The 14,200-nt window shown below is 71.4% G+C and carries 13 protein-coding genes; 4 read left to right on the forward strand and 9 right to left on the reverse strand.

Annotated elements, in window-relative coordinates; translation table 11 throughout:
* Positions 1 to 277 precede the first annotated feature (277 nt).
* A complete protein-coding gene (locus tag ACZ7DY_RS16950) occupies positions 278 to 1,870 on the forward strand; it encodes a S8 family peptidase (RefSeq protein ID WP_471135733.1) in 1,593 nt (530 codons plus the stop codon).
* A gap of 97 nt (positions 1,871 to 1,967) precedes the next feature.
* Here the strand turns inward: ACZ7DY_RS16950 and ACZ7DY_RS16955 are convergent, their stop codons facing one another.
* Positions 1,968 to 2,471 (reverse strand): metallophosphoesterase family protein, encoded by a 504-nt coding sequence (locus tag ACZ7DY_RS16955; protein ID WP_471135736.1) that lies wholly within the window; start codon positions 2,469 to 2,471, stop codon positions 1,968 to 1,970.
* 63 nt (positions 2,472 to 2,534) lie between these two features.
* The gene (gene proP / locus ACZ7DY_RS16960) at positions 2,535 to 4,091 is read right to left on the reverse strand and encodes a glycine betaine/L-proline transporter ProP (protein WP_471135739.1); all 1,557 of its coding nucleotides are present in this window, start codon (positions 4,089 to 4,091) and stop codon (positions 2,535 to 2,537) included.
* A 433-nt stretch (positions 4,092 to 4,524) separates the two neighbouring features.
* Between proP and ACZ7DY_RS16965 the strand changes: the two genes are divergently transcribed.
* On the forward strand, positions 4,525 to 4,983 hold the full coding sequence (locus ACZ7DY_RS16965; RefSeq protein WP_471135742.1) for a hypothetical protein: 459 nt from the start codon (positions 4,525 to 4,527) through the stop codon (positions 4,981 to 4,983).
* A 23-nt stretch (positions 4,984 to 5,006) separates the two neighbouring features.
* Here the strand turns inward: ACZ7DY_RS16965 and ACZ7DY_RS16970 are convergent, their stop codons facing one another.
* Positions 5,007 to 5,888: an alpha/beta fold hydrolase gene (locus tag ACZ7DY_RS16970; RefSeq protein WP_471135745.1), complete on the reverse strand. Its 882-nt coding sequence runs from the start codon at positions 5,886 to 5,888 to the stop codon at positions 5,007 to 5,009.
* Positions 5,889 to 6,005: 117 nt separating this feature from the next.
* On the opposite strand from ACZ7DY_RS16970, the gene ACZ7DY_RS16975 reads away from it, so the two are divergent.
* On the forward strand, positions 6,006 to 6,509 hold the full coding sequence (locus ACZ7DY_RS16975) for a CGNR zinc finger domain-containing protein (RefSeq protein ID WP_471135747.1): 504 nt from the start codon (positions 6,006 to 6,008) through the stop codon (positions 6,507 to 6,509).
* 442 nt (positions 6,510 to 6,951) lie between these two features.
* Here ACZ7DY_RS16975 and ACZ7DY_RS16980 read toward each other — a convergent pair whose 3' ends face one another.
* Together ACZ7DY_RS16980 and ACZ7DY_RS16985 are read right to left on the reverse strand one after the other, a co-directional pair.
* Complete coding sequence (locus tag ACZ7DY_RS16980) at positions 6,952 to 7,980, reverse strand: NAD-dependent epimerase/dehydratase family protein (protein WP_471136686.1); 1,029 nt, start codon at positions 7,978 to 7,980, stop codon at positions 6,952 to 6,954.
* Positions 7,981 to 8,269: 289 nt separating this feature from the next.
* Positions 8,270 to 8,854, reverse strand: coding sequence for a suppressor of fused domain protein (locus ACZ7DY_RS16985; RefSeq protein ID WP_471135750.1), 585 nt, complete (start codon positions 8,852 to 8,854; stop codon positions 8,270 to 8,272).
* A gap of 119 nt (positions 8,855 to 8,973) precedes the next feature.
* Here ACZ7DY_RS16985 and ACZ7DY_RS16990 point away from each other — a divergent pair, with 119 nt between their 5' ends.
* The gene (locus tag ACZ7DY_RS16990; RefSeq protein WP_471135752.1) at positions 8,974 to 9,486 is read left to right on the forward strand and encodes a DinB family protein; all 513 of its coding nucleotides are present in this window, start codon (positions 8,974 to 8,976) and stop codon (positions 9,484 to 9,486) included.
* Between the two features lie 67 nt (positions 9,487 to 9,553).
* On the opposite strand, the gene ACZ7DY_RS16995 is transcribed toward ACZ7DY_RS16990, so the two are convergent.
* The 4 genes from ACZ7DY_RS16995 to ACZ7DY_RS17010 form a co-directional block, all read right to left on the reverse strand.
* Positions 9,554 to 10,780, reverse strand: coding sequence for a cytochrome P450 (locus ACZ7DY_RS16995; RefSeq protein ID WP_471135755.1), 1,227 nt, complete (start codon positions 10,778 to 10,780; stop codon positions 9,554 to 9,556).
* 68 nt (positions 10,781 to 10,848) lie between these two features.
* Positions 10,849 to 10,944, reverse strand: a complete 96-nt coding sequence (locus tag ACZ7DY_RS17000) for a hyalucidin A family RiPP precursor (protein WP_471135757.1) — start codon at positions 10,942 to 10,944, stop codon at positions 10,849 to 10,851.
* Between the two features lie 5 nt (positions 10,945 to 10,949).
* Complete coding sequence (locus ACZ7DY_RS17005; RefSeq protein ID WP_471135759.1) at positions 10,950 to 12,140, reverse strand: cytochrome P450; 1,191 nt, start codon at positions 12,138 to 12,140, stop codon at positions 10,950 to 10,952.
* 372 nt (positions 12,141 to 12,512) lie between these two features.
* Positions 12,513 to 14,186, reverse strand: coding sequence for an ABC transporter family substrate-binding protein (locus ACZ7DY_RS17010; RefSeq protein ID WP_471135762.1), 1,674 nt, complete (start codon positions 14,184 to 14,186; stop codon positions 12,513 to 12,515).
* Positions 14,187 to 14,200 lie beyond the last annotated feature (14 nt).

A 14,200-nucleotide genomic window follows, 5' to 3' on the forward strand; every position in this document is an offset into this window, starting at 1 on the left:
ACACCGTCACCCTCGTACGCCACGGTCCCTGGCCGGCAGGTCCGGACGCATGAGGGCGGCTGTTCCCCAACAGCCGTACGGCGCGATCAGACCCGCGCCCCACGGAGCCCCACTCCGTGCGGCGCACACCCCCACCCCACCCCACCCCCGACCACCGGTGTTCGCGGACCCGGCCGCCACCCCACGCGTCGGCATGTCATGACCATGTCACCAGGTGGGCAACGCTGCCGCCTCCGGGACCCGCACCGGGACCCGTACAGCTCTCGAGGGAGAAACCATGAGGATCGACGCTCGCGTCGTCCGGCGGATGCTCGCCGTCGGCGCAAGTACCGCTCTGCTCGCAGGAGTCGGCGCGGCCACCGGCGCCGCCGCCGCTCCTGTGCCACCCGGCGGCGAAGGCCACATCGTCGGCGCGGACCGCCCCGGAGCGGTCGAAGGCTCGTACATCGTCACCTTCAAGAACTCGGTCGCCCGCGCCGATGTCCCCGCCTCGGCGAAGGCGCTGGCCAAGGAGCACGCGGGCAGCCTGCGGTACACCTACACCGCCGCGCTGCGCGGCTTCGCCGTGCGGATGTCGGAAGGGGAGGCCAAGGAGCTGGCCGCCGACCCGACGGTGGCCCGCGTGGAGGCCGACGCCGTCGCGTACGCGGTCGACACGCAGACCAACCCGCCCTCCTGGGGCCTCGACCGCGTCGACCAGCGCGACTTGCCGGTGGACAAGAGCTACAGCTACGGCACCACCGCCGCCGGGGTGAACGCGTACATCGTCGACACCGGCATCCGCATGAGCCACCGCGACTTCGGCGGCCGCGCGGTCAGCGGCTACGACTTCATCGACGACGACTCCAACGCCTCCGACTGCCAGGGCCACGGCACCCACGTCGCCGGCACCGTCGGCGGCGGCACGTACGGCGTCGCCAAGGGCGTCAAGCTGATCGGCGTGCGCGTGCTGAACTGCCAGGGCAACTCCGGCGACACCTGGGCTCCGGTCCTCGCGGGCATCGACTGGGTGACCAAGAACGCGGTCAAGCCCGCCGTCGCCAACATGAGCATCGGCGGCGGCAAGACCCAGTCCGTCAACGACGCCGTGGCGACCTCCATATCCTCCGGCGTGACCTGGGTCGTGGCGGCCGGCAACAACAACGCCGACTCGTGCTCGTACTCCCCGTCCTCCACCCCGTCGGCCATCACGGTCGGCGCCACCAACAGCCGCGACGCCCGCGCCACCGGCTGGTCGAACGGCCAGGGCTCCAACTACGGCTCCTGCCTGGACATCTTCGCGCCCGGCGACAGCATCGTCTCCTCCTCCAACTCCGGTGACAGCGCGTCGCAGACGATGAGCGGCACCTCCATGGCCTCCCCGCACGTCGCGGGCGCGGCCGCCCTGCTGCTCGCCGCCAACCCGACCTGGTCGCCGAGCCAGGTCCGGGACAAGCTGGTCGCCGACGCCACGCCCGACAAGGTCACCGACGCCCGCTCCGGCTCCCCGAACAAGCTCCTGTACACGGGCGCCGGCGGCAGCACCCCGCCCACCGGCAAGAAGTTCGAGAACACCGACGACTACCCGATCCGCGACAACGCCACCGTGGAATCGCCCCTGCCGGTCACCGGCAGGGCCCCGGCCGACCTGACCGTCGCCGTGGACATCCGCCACACCTACCGCGGTGACCTCAGGGTCGAGCTCGTCGCGCCCGACGGCACCGCCTATCTCCTGAAGGACTACGACAGCGACGACAGCGCAGACGACGTCCGGGCCACCTACCGCGTCGACGCCTCCGCCGAGACCGCCGACGGCACGTGGAAGCTGCGCGTGACCGACAACTGGACCAACGACACGGGCAGCATCAACGCCTGGTCCCTGCAGTTCTGATCAGCGACATGCCCCAGGGCGCCGGTCCGGCACACGGGCCGGCGCCCGACGCCGCGCTCAGAGCCTCAGCACCTCAGCACCTCAGCACCTCAGCGCCTCAGCGTCTCGGCGGCAACCGGTGCCACGTCACGTCGTGCAGCGCGGCGTCCGCGACGGTCAGGGTGACGTACGTGCAGTACGGCTGGCGCCTGCGGTCCGTGGGCGAGCCCGGATTGAGCAGGCGCAGGCCACCGGGGGCCTCGGTGTCCCACGGGATGTGGCTGTGCCCGAACACGAGCACGTCCAGGTCCGGGAAGCGCTCGGCGCACCGGCGCTCGCGTCCGGCGGCCGCCCCCGTCTCGTGGACGACACCGAACCGCAGTCCGGCCAGTTCTGCCCGCTCGACCTCGGCGAGGCGGCGGCGCAACGGAGGGCCGTCGTTGTTGCCGTACACGCCGATCAGCCGGCGCGATCTGGACTCGAACAGGTCGAGCGTGGCCTCGTCGATCCAGTCCCCGGCATGGATCACCACGTCCGCCCGGTCGATCTCCGCCAGCAGGGCGTCGGGCAGGCGCTTCGCCCGCGCCGGCACGTGGGTGTCGGAGGTCAGAAGGAGCCGCATGGCTCCAGCGTAGGCCGGGCCACGGCTGGGCGGCGCGCACCCGGGAAGGCCACCCGCCACCCGTCAGCCGTCGCGCCAACGACCGGACTTCTTGGACCCGCTGTCCCCGCGGCGCCCGCCCCGGGGATGCCACAGCCGCAGCCACACGTCGCGCGCGTGACGGCCCGCCTCCGTGCGGCTGCGCGCCACCACCTCGCGCGCCTCGTCGTGCGTCTCGACCATGGGGCCGGAGCCGCGCAGGGGCCGGCCGGCCGTCTCGTGCAGGAAGAACGTCGACACCAGGCCGATCGCCCCGGCCACCATCAGGTAGAAGGCCGGGACCAGCGTGTTGCCGGTCGAGTCGACCAGATACGAGGCGATCAGCGGGGTGGTGCCGCCGAAGAGGGAGACGGAGATGTTGTAGGCGATCGACAGGGCCCCGTACCGCAGCCGGGTGGGGAACAGCGCGGGCAGCGTGGCGGCGGCCGTACCGGCGAAGCAGACGAGCAGCAGGCCGAGGATCGCACAGCCGAACGCGGGCAGGAGGATGCCGCCCTCCCGGATCAGCAGGAACGCGGGGACGGCGAGGACGATCAGGGCGATGCTGCCGGCCATGAACATCGGCCGTCTGCCCCACCGGTCCGAGCTGCGGCCCACCGTGGTGATGGCGAGGACGACGAGCAGCATGGTGCCGAGCACCAGCAGTTGCGCGGTCGTGTCGCTCTCCCCGAGGGTGACGGTCATGAAGGTCGGCAGATACGAGGTCACCATGTAGTTGGTGACGTTGTAGAGCAGCACGAGGCCCATGCAGATGAGGACCGCCTGCCAGTGCCGGGCGAAGATCTCCCGGAGGCGGCCTTTGCCGGACTGGCGGGCCTGCTCGACGGGGTCGCCCTCGCCGCGCTCGCTCTCCGCCTCGCGCTCGGCCGCCGACGAGGCGGCCTCCTGCTGGAAGGCGGGGGTCTCCTCCAGCTTCATCCGCATGTAGAGGCCGATGAGCCCGAGCGGCCCTGCGACGAAGAAGGGGATGCGCCAGCCCCAGCTCTCCAGGCCGTCCGTGCCGAGGGTCAGGGTGAGCACCGTGACCAGACCGGAGCCGAGCGAATAGCCCACGAAGGTGCCGAAGTCGAGCCAGCTGCCGAGGAAGCCGCGGCGCCGGTCGGGCGCGTATTCGGCGATATAGGTGGTGGCACCGGCGTACTCGCCACCGGTGGAGAAGCCCTGCACGAGCCGGCAGACGAGCAGCAGCACCGGTGCGGCGAAGCCGATCGACGCGTACGAGGGCAGCAGACCGACCGCGAACGTGCTCACCGCCATCATGATCATGGTGGCGGCGAGCACGCGCTGCCGGCCGATGCGGTCGCCCAGTGGCCCGAAGACGAGCCCGCCCAGCGGCCGGACGAGAAAGGCGGCGGCGAATGTGGCAAACGTGGAGACGACCTGCGCCCCGGGCGAACTGGAAGGGAAGAAAACCTTTCCGATGGTGCCCGCCAGATAGGCGTAAACGCCGAAATCGAACCACTCCATGGTGTTGCCGAGAGCGGCGGCCGTCACCGCGCGCCGCACCTTCGGATGGTCCGAGACCACCACGTCCTCGGCGCTGAGCGACTTCTTCCGGCGGCGCAGCAGCGTACGCGCCATACGGTCGGTCGCCGTACGCGATGCGCGTGATTCACCGTCTGCGGCACGGGGCCGGCGGGGCGTTCCGCGCGGGTGGCCTCTCACCATGAAGCTTTTCTCCTCCGACCTGCCGAGAGAAGCTGTGTCGCCGCAAGTCTGAGCCGCGCACGCAGGACCGGCAAATCGTCGGGCCGCGATATCCACCCCGCATCGGATATCGCGACCCCGGGCTCCCGGCCTCGAATTCCCCCGTCAGCCGTAGAGCAAGTACGCGCCGCTGTCGTCGGTGACGGTGAGCCGGACGTTCCCTACAGATCGCTCTGCTGACGTGCTGGCACAGCGCCTGGGCCGCCGCGCGCCGCTGAACTCATTTTGTTCAGCCGTGGACGGCGGGCTGCTGAACAACGCGCCGCCCGGTGTAGTCGGTCCCGGAAGCCGACAACGGGAGGAACGGATGAAGTACAGGACGATGCGCGGCGGCGGTCTCGCCGTCGCCGCCGTGGCCGCGGCGATCCTGGGCATGCTCGGCGCCACGCCCGCGAGCGCGGCGGGGCACTGGGTCAACGGCGCCTATGACCGGCGCGACCACTGGGAGGGCGACCTCTACCTGAAGGACCAGCTGGACACCGGCGCCGGGCACATCCGCGTCGACTGGCAGAACACCAGTACCAGCATCCGCGGTTCCGTCCTCGACACGTCGGAGAACGGCAAGGGGATTCTCCTGCGCGTCAGTTACGACTTCAAGAGCGGCGGCCGCTGGCACCACGCCAGCAAGAAGGTGGCGGTCAAGGAGTCCCGGACGTACAAGCTGGCGAAGTTCGCCAAGCACTCGACGGTGCCGACCGCACACCTTCACGCGCAGCTGTGCCAGTACCGCGGCTCCGCCGTCATGGATTGCGGCGCCGTGCGCTGAACGACGTTCCGCGGCGCGCCCTTTCAGGCGCGGGCCGCCGGCACCCTCCGGGTCAGGAAGGCCCGGATGGTGCCGGCCGTGCTGTCCAGGTGGCTTTCGAGCAGGAAGTGGCCGCCGCCGGGCACCAGGTGGATCTCGGCGTCCGGCAGGTCCCGCGCGAAGGCGCGCGCGCCGTCCGGGCCGAAGATGGCGTCTTCGGCTCCCCAGACGGCCAGGAGCGGGACCCGGCTCTCCCGGAAGTAGGCGTGGACCTGCGGGTAGAGGGGCGGGTTGGTGGCGTAGTCGCGGAAGAGGGCGAGCTGGACGAGGTCGTTGCCGGGCCGGTTGACGTCGCGGTGGTCGGCGGTCCAGGTGTCGGGGTCGACCAGTTCGGGCCGGTCCACGCCGTGGAGGTACTGCCAGCGGATGGCGTCCAGGTCGAGGGCGGTGCGGACGGCCGGCTCCGTCTCGGGCCCCGGGTTCTTCGTGTACGCCCACACGGGCGCCCAGAACTCGGGGACGAACCCCTCTTCATAGGCGTTGCCGTTCTGGGTGATCACGGCGGTGACGGACTCCGGGGCACGCAGCGCGAGCCGCCAGCCGATGGGCGCGCCGTAGTCCTGGACGTACATCGCGTACGTGGAGACCCCGAGCTGGGCCAGGAGCCCCTCCGTGAGGTCCGTGAGCGCGTCGAACGTGTACGGGAACGCGTCGGCGGCCGGGGCGTCGGAGTGGCCGAAGCCGAGGTGGTCGGGGGCTATGACGCGGAAGCGGTCGGCGAGTCGCGGGATCAGCCGGCGGAACATCCGCGAGCTGGTGGGAAATCCGTGCAGGAGCAGGAGGACCGGCGCATCGCCGGGACCGGCCTCCCGGTAGAAGACGCGGTGCCCGTTCACGGTGGCGTACTGATGGCGGATCTCGGTCACGACTAACCCCTTAAATCCATCATGGCGGTTACTTCGGTCGTTCCAGTGGACCGGATTCGGGGTAACCTGTCAAGTGGAGTAAGAGGGTTAGGGCGAGAGAGTGAGAGGCGGGCACCGGTGATCGACGAGCGAGCACTGCTGGAGGCGCTGAACAGCACTCCGGTGGTGGACGGCCGCCAACGGGATCTGTGGGCCGACGACGCCGAGTTGCGGCGATGGGTCCAGGTGCACGACGGCCCCGCCGACCGGTCGGCGCTCGACCGGGTGCGCGGGGCGAGGGACGTGCTCCAGACCGCTACGCGCGGCTCTCTGCCCGAGGCGGAGCTGCGCCGCCTGCTCGACGGCGTCTGCCGGCTCCCCGAAGTCGGCGCGTCGGGGCTGAGGTGGCGACTCCAGGTGCCGGACGAGCGGCGGCTCGCCGTGGAGCTGGTGCTGGCCTGGTATGACCTTCAGGAGCGCAGGCCCGGCCGGCTGCGCCCGTGCGGCAACGACGAGTGCCGGCTCTTCCTCCTCGACCGCAGCCGCGCCAACACCGCCCGCTGGTGCTCGATGAAGACCTGCGGCAACCGTTTGAAGGCCCGCCGCCACCAGGAACGCGTCCGGCAGGATCCGACGGCCTGAGGGAGTGGGGAGCGTGCGGCGGGCGTCGGGGCACCGGGACGCGTGCGCGGCTCCTCCGGACGCCGAGGCGCGGCGGCGACTTCGGCTCGGACGGTGGGCCTTCCGGCGACGTCACCCGGCCCGGCACCGAGTCACAGAAGGCGTTCGACCTCCTGCACGAGCGTGGCGGCACGGCCAGCAGGGACGGCGCCATCGCCTTCAGCCTGATCTCCGCGCCGGTCGTGCCACTGGGACTGACGTCCACCGTCGCCACCTTGGCGCCGGACCCGCGCCGGCGTACCGGCTGCACCGCCGGGCGGATACGCGGTCACCGTAGTGGAGAGGCCGGGTGCACACGCGCGAGGGCGGCTACCCGGCGGACGTGCGCGGTACCGCTGTCGAGGCGGTGCGCCGAAGCGGGATGCGGCACGCTCGGTCTACTTGGCCTTTGTGCGGCCGGAGTTCACCCCGTGGCCGTGACCTGATCGACGGGCTCGATGGGCTCTTCTCCGAGCGACGACAGGAGTTCGCGTTCCCTCTCCGGGGAGAGTCCCGCGCGGCGCTCGCGGAGCAGGCCCTCCTCACGTTCCCAACGCAGTGTGTCGGTCAGGAGGTCGGTGCGGGAGCGGTGGCGCAGGCCCGCGGCCGCCGCGGCGGAACCGTCGCGGGCCGCCCAGCCCTCCCACCCCGGCTCCACCACCCACATGGGCAGCGATTCGGGGCCCATGTACTGGGCCACCCCCTGCGCGATGAGCTGCTCGGACGGCACCGTGACGACCGGTCCGGTGTGGCCACCGACGCCGCGGGACAGCTCGATCCACTCGGCGAACGGCACGGACGGCCCCACCGCGTTGTAGGTTCCGGTGGTGCGCCGTTCAGCGGCGTCCAGGAGCCACGCCGCCAGGTCCCGTACGTCGATGGTCTGGGTCGGGAGGCGCGGAGTGTCGGGGACGAGCAGCGGCTCCTGGGGGGCGCGGGCGGCGCGCGCGACCCAGTAGCCGGAGCGGCCGCTGTGGTCCCCGGGGCCGCCGATGAGACCGGCGCGCGCGACGAGGAGACGATCGGCCAGCGCGGCGCGGGTGAGCGTTTCGCAGGCGGACTTGGCCTCGCCGTACTGTTCGCGCTCGGCTTCTTCCTGCTCCGTCGCGGGCAGCAGGGGCGCCGACTCGTCCGCGCCGGGCTCGCCGTGGGAGGCGTAGGCGCTGACCGAGGAGACGTAGCTCCAGTGACGTGCCTGGGCGCCGAGGGCCTCGACTGCCGCGCGTACGAAGCCCGGTTGCCAGGACACCTCGATCACGGCGTCCCATTCCCGGTCGAGCAGAGAGTCGTACGCGGCGGGGTCGCGCCGATCCGCGGTCACCAGGCGGGCGCCCTCCGCCACGGGACCGCTCTCGCCACGGGCCAGGCACGTGACGCGATGGCCGCGGTCGAGGGCCTGCCGGGACACCTCACGCCCCAGCCAAGCCGTCCCGCCGAGGACCAGGACCTCCATCCGTGCCGCGTGACCCGGGGCGTGCTCCGGGTGCGGCGCGTGCTCCGTGTGCTCGTGATCCGTTTGCTCCATGACGGAACTCAATCAGCGCGGTCCCGATCATGCCAAGGGGCTTCTGCCGTGGGCAGACCCGCGGGCGTGGACAAGCCCTTTGGTTCACGAGTCGTGTAGACGACGGCAGCACGGCGCAGGGCGACCCGTGTCGGCGGCCACCGCGTCCTCCTCGGGGACAGGACCAGGGTGGCTGACCTCCGGGCCCCGGCCGGTCGGCGGGGGCGGGCCGGGCGCGTCAGGGCCGCGTGACCGCGCTGGACGGGCGGCGCAGGACGTCGGTGGCGTCCCAGTCACTCTTCCAGAAGGCTTCGAGCCCGTACTCGTCGATGAACTGCCGCTCCACCTCGTGGATGGGGTACATCCCATGGATGCTGATGACGTCGTGGCCCTCGTGTCCCGGAACGCCGACGTCGATGCCGAGGTGGTCCTCCCGGTCGAGCACATGCGGCGCGTACACGCAGAAGGCCGTCATCTCCGACTCGGGCACGATGCGCTCGCCGAAGTCGATGGTGCTGCCGTAGCTGAACGGGCAGGTGCCACGGAGCTGTTCGGCGAGGTAGCCGACCGCGTGTGCCCAGATCACGTTGGTCGACCGCACGCTGAGGCAGAGTTCCGGCGAGCCGTGCCGCCAGGACGGGTGGTCCGCCAGCGACAGACCGTAGGTGAGCGTCGTGAGGAGCCCCTCCGGCAGGCCGTCGTAGACGATCTCGGTGACACCCCGCAGGCCCGGCTTGGTCGACTCGACGGGGAAGAACCGGGGCTCAGCCCCACCGGAGAGCCGATCGAGGTGGGCGAAGTACTTCTCTACGCGACTGGCCATGCGCCCAGCCTGCACGATGGCTCCCACGGGGATGCCACCGGGGCTGGTGTCACCCCAGGTCAACCGGCTGCCGTGGGCCCGCGCGCGGGTCACGTCCGGCCGATGGCGATAATCGCCCGATGAGCACAGTTGACCGCCCCATGCCGCCCCTGAACGCCGACGAGCGCACCACGCTCGAGAGCTGGCTCGACTTCCACCGCTCCACGCTGGCCATGAAGTGCGAGGGACTGGACGACGCCCAGGCCGCCGTCGCGTCCGTGCCACCGTCCGGCTTCACGTTGACCGGTCTCGTCCAGCACATGGCGGAGGTGGAGCGGAACTGGTTCCGCCGGGTGTTCGCGGGCGAGCAGGTCCCGCCCATCTACGACCCGCAGGCCGACCCCGGCGGCCCCGACGGCGGCTTCGAGCTGGCCGAGGGCGCCACACTGCACGACGCTCTCGCCACCTGGCAGGCGGAGATCGCCCGCGCCCGCGAGCTCTGCGCCGACCGGGCCCTCTCCGACACCGGCCGCTTCATGGAGCAGGACGTCAGCCTCCGCTGGGTCTACGTCCACATGATCGAGGAGTACGCCCGCCACAACGGCCACGCCGACCTGCTGCGGGAACGCGTCGACGGCTCCACCGGCGTCTGACATACCCGGACGGCACGGACGGCGCGGCGCCGCCAGGACCGGCCCCGTGAACGCCTCCGCCCCCCACTCAGCGCAGCGTGAGTTCGCCGTAGAAGTTCTGCGGGACCGGCGCGAAGCGGTAGGCCATGGTGATCCGCTCGGCCGCCGGCACCGTCAGGTGGTAGCGCGTGCACATAAGGTGGCACAGCGCCATCAGCTGGACGGTGCCGATGTCGGCGCCGATGCACTTCTTGGGCGCCCAGCCGAACGGCACGTAATAGCCCCTGCCGTGCGGGCCGTGCGGGGCGCCGGGCAGGAAGCGGTCCGGGTCGAAGGTGTCCGCCTCGCGCCAGAACCGGTGGTCGCGATGGATCATGTGCGGGCTCAGCACATAGCCGTGCCCCTTCCGCAGTGTCGTGTCGCCGAGGTCGAACGAGGTCCGGGCATGCCGCATCAGCAGCAGCGGCGGACTCCACATGCGCAGTACTTCCTTGACGAAACGGTGGGTGAGGGGCGCCGTTCGCACGGGGTCGGCGCGGAACGCGTCCGGATCGGCCCCGCCGAGTTCGGCGGTCAGCCGGCGGGTCCAGTGCGGCTGGCGGGCGAGTTCGTACAGCACCGCCGCGGCCGCCGCGCCGGGCGGCCCGCCGATCGCCGTGAGGACCGCGGTGACCACGTCGAGCGCGCGGTCCATGCCGAGTTCGGGCAGCAGGTCGACGAACGGGTCGGCGAGGTCGGGCTCCCGTTCACGGCGCCCGGCGGCACGGTCCCGCAGCACCCGTCGTACGACGAGTCCCGACCGGAACTGCACGGCGGCGAAGCGGAGCCGGTACAGGGGGCCGCTCCCGGTGGGGCGGTCGATCAGCCGCAACAGCTGCTGGTCGAGATCCTGGACGATCCATTCGGACTCGCGCGCGGTCAGACCCGACAGCGCGAGGGGCAGCAGGGCCCGCACGGCGACGTCCTGGGCGAGCAGGACCAGATCGACGTCCTCCCCGAGCCGCGCGTCGATGATCCGTTCCATCCGGTCGATCAGAGCCGCGTGGTGCTCGCCGGTGGCGAGCGCGTGCAGCTGCGTGCGCCACGCCGCGCGCACCCGGGACCACGGCACCTGCGTGCTGCCGCGCCGCCGGACCATGTCGACGAGGCGGTCGCTCATGAGGAGGCCCCGCCAGTTCGCGACGCTGACCCTGCGGGCCGCGTCCGGCTCGAAGACGGCGAGCAGCCCCTCGTCGATCCAGAAGACGCCGCCCTCGGCCGCGCTGCGGGTCCGCAGGTCGTGCAGGAAGTCGGTGGGGTGGTGCGGAGTGGTCATCGGCCCGCCTCTCGCGGCGCACGGGAAGCCACCCGCGACGGGCGGCTTCCCGCACTCGGACGCATGGATCAGATGTGGTGGTACAGGTACCAGAAGTGATGGATCCCGCCGTAGCCCGACCGGATGTTGAGGGCCGACTTGGCGGAGCGGTAGAGCTTCCTCATGCTGTTCACCTCCCCCCGGGTGAATCGGTGCGGTCGCTCAGCCGCGCGGTGAACCGCGGCGGAGCCAACGCGGGGCCCGATTGGGGACCGCTCCCCGCGGCAGTGACCGACAGGTGCCAGGTGCGGGTGACGATGCGGACCAGGTCGTCGAGGAGCGCCATCGTCACCGTCGCGCCGGCGCAACTGTGCGGCCCGTATCCGAAGGGCATGAACGCCGGGTCGCGCGGCGGCGCCGCCCACCGGCACGGCACGAACTCGTCCGGGCGTTCCCAGTACAGCGGGTGCCGGTGCATCAGGTACGAGCAGACGTCGACGTCGTCGTGCGGGCCGACGGAGACCCCGGCCAGGTCGTGCGCGCCGCTGGGCTTACGGGTGAACAGCCAGGCCACCGGCCACAGCCGCATCGCCTCCCGGACGATCCACTCGGGTTCGGCCGCCTCGGTGCCCGGGTGCGTACCGACGAGGTAGACCGCCCAGCCCAGCGCGAACCCGACCGAGCCCACCGTGGCGAACAGGAACGACAGATAGACCTCGGCGAGATCAGCGGGCCGCGCCGAGGGGCCGCCCCCGGCGACGACCACGTCGAGCAGGTCACGCGGCTCACCGGCACGCACCGTTGCCCGGCGGGCACGGATCTCCGAGGCCAGGACGCGCATGACCCTGCGGCGGAACACGAGCCGGGAGGCCGGCGAATGGCGTCCGCGCGCGCCGGCCAGCACGGCACGGTTCACGACGCCGTCGACCGCCTGCCGCAGCGGCGCCGGGGCCTCCCGGCACAGCAGCACGTCCGCCAGGTGCTCGCGGACCAGCAGGTTGCCCGCGTCGGGCCAGGTGCTGACCGGCGCCAGCCGTTCCCTGACGAGGCGGGGCAGTTCGGCCCGGCCGGCGTCGAGCCTGCGCCGCACCAGCGCGCGTGCGGCACGGCCGATGTCGACCTGCGCGGTGCGCGGCCCGAAGACCCCGGAGCGGGTGTGGAAGAAGTCCGACGTCTCGACGAACAGGCCCCGCCGGTTGCCCATCACCTCGCGTGCGGCCTCCGGGCCGACCACACACAGACGTCCGGAGGCGGAGCGCCACATGTCGCGCGTTCCGTCGAACTCCGCGCCCAGACGCGTCAGCGGGTCACGGCTCCGGGAGGGGGCGCCGCGGCGCTCCGGGGCCGGTTGCCCCTCCACCGCGCCGGTCGGCGACTCCATGGCCTCCCCCTCACCGCGCAGGGGGAGGTGGCGCGCGACGGGACCGCGTCCGTCCGTCGCATCCGTTCCCCCGATGCCGGACGGCCAGCGTGCTCCGGCGCGGGCCGCCTGTCACTCCCCGCGCCCCCCTCTTCGCCTCCCGGCCGGAAAACGCGTACGGCGCGAATCGTGCGCCGGGACCGGTCCGGGCCCGTGAGCTGCACGGCTTGCCGGTACGCGGTGCCCGGCGCACCGCCCGCGCCGTCCACACGTCCTCCTGCACCGGCTGACCCGCCGTCGGCCGGGCTGCGTACACCCCCCGACCATCGACGGCCTACGCACGGGCGGCAGGCGCCTGTCGGGCGGGATCCCGGGTCAGGCGCCTGCCGGGGGTCACTTCTCCCAGCCCACCGTCTCCGGCAGCGGGTTGTGGAAGATGGTCGCGCCCACGTTGGCCAGGCCCTTCTTGACGCCGTACGTCGAGGGGCCGCTGTACAGCGGGAGCAGGGCGTAGTTCCCGAGCGCCTTCCGCTCGACCTTGTTCACCGCCTCCGCCTGCTCGTCCGGGTCGGTGACGTCCGTGGTGGCGCGGATCTCCTTGTCCAGCGCGGGGGAGCCGGCGCCCGTGAGGTTGGAGTCACGGTCCGAGCAGTAGAAGTCGCACAGATAGCGGATGCCGAAGGGGTCCATGGAGCGGTTGCCCGAGAGGAACAGGTCGAACTTCCGCTCGTTCAGGACGCTGGAGAAGTCCGCCTGGTCGGCCTTCTTGATGGTGAGGCGCACGCCGACCTGCTTCAGCATCGCGGCGAAGGCGCCTGCGGTGGCCTTGCCCAGCGGGTCGTCGCCCAGCAGCGTGTAACCGATCTCGAGCCGCTTGCCGCCCTTCTCCCGGATCCCGTCGCTCCCGGGCTTCCAGCCCGCCGCGTCGAGCTCCTTCTTCGCCCGGTCGGGGGCGTACTTGAGGACGGCGGAGACGTTGTCCCGGTACCCCTTCTGGAAGCTGTAGAGCACGGCTGAGCCCGGCAGCGGCTCCCGGTAGTCGAGGCCCTGGAACTGGATCTTCGCGATCTGTCCCCGGTCGATGCTCTCCTGGATCGCCTTGCGCACCACCTTGTCCCCGAGGACGGGCGACTTGGTGTTGAAGTAGAGCGAGTACTCGAAGGGGCTGCCGCCGCTCCGGATCTCGGTGCCCTCGACCCCCTTCACCTGCTTCAGGCTCTCGGCGTCGGCCACGGAGACGTAGTCGAGCTGACCGTTCTTGAACGCGTTCACGGCCGCGGTCGACTCGAGGTTGACGTAGACGCGCTTGTCGAGCTTGCCCTTGCGGCCCCACCACTTCGGGTTGCGGACGAAGGTGATGTTGCCCGAGTGGGTGTCCCACTTGCCGACCGTGTACGGGCCCGCGCCCCATTCGGGGTGCGCCTTCTTCACGTAGGCCTTGTTGAAGTTGTCGACCTTCGCCGCCTTCGGGTGGAGGAAGGTGGTGAACAGGGCCGGCCAAGAGGAGTTGACGCCCTTGAAGGTGATGACGGCCTGCTTGTCGTCCTTGCCCCGCGCGACGTCGGTGATCCGGTCGTAGCCGTCCGTGGAGGAGACCGCGTACTCCTTGTCGGAGCCGTTGTTGGCCTTCCACGTGTCCCTGATCGCGGTCCAGTCGATCGGCGTTCCGTCGTTGAAGACGGCCTTTTTGTTGATCGTCAGCGTGACCTTCTGGCTGCCGCCCTTGACGGCCACCTTCACGTCGCTGAAGTAGTCCGGGTTGTACCGCACTTCACCGGTCGGCGAGAAGGTGATCGCGTTCGCGTTGTACCAGGACCACACCCGGGACGCCGTCAGCGTGGAGTTGACGTTGAACGGATTGCCCTGATCGTCGAAGGTCCCCGTCGTCGTGTACGTGCCGCCGTCCTTGAGCTTGTCGTACGCCGTCGGGTTGTAGTCGGCGGCCGCGGACGCGGCGGACGGGGTGTTCCCCGCCGATCCCGTGCCGCCGTCGGAGGACTGGCACGCGGTGGCGGTGACGGAGATGGCTGCTATGAGAGCGACGGGCAGGGTCAGTCTTGCGCGCATGAATGATTTCCTCG

It is taken from the genome of Streptomyces sp. NPDC037013 (genome assembly GCF_055607265.1).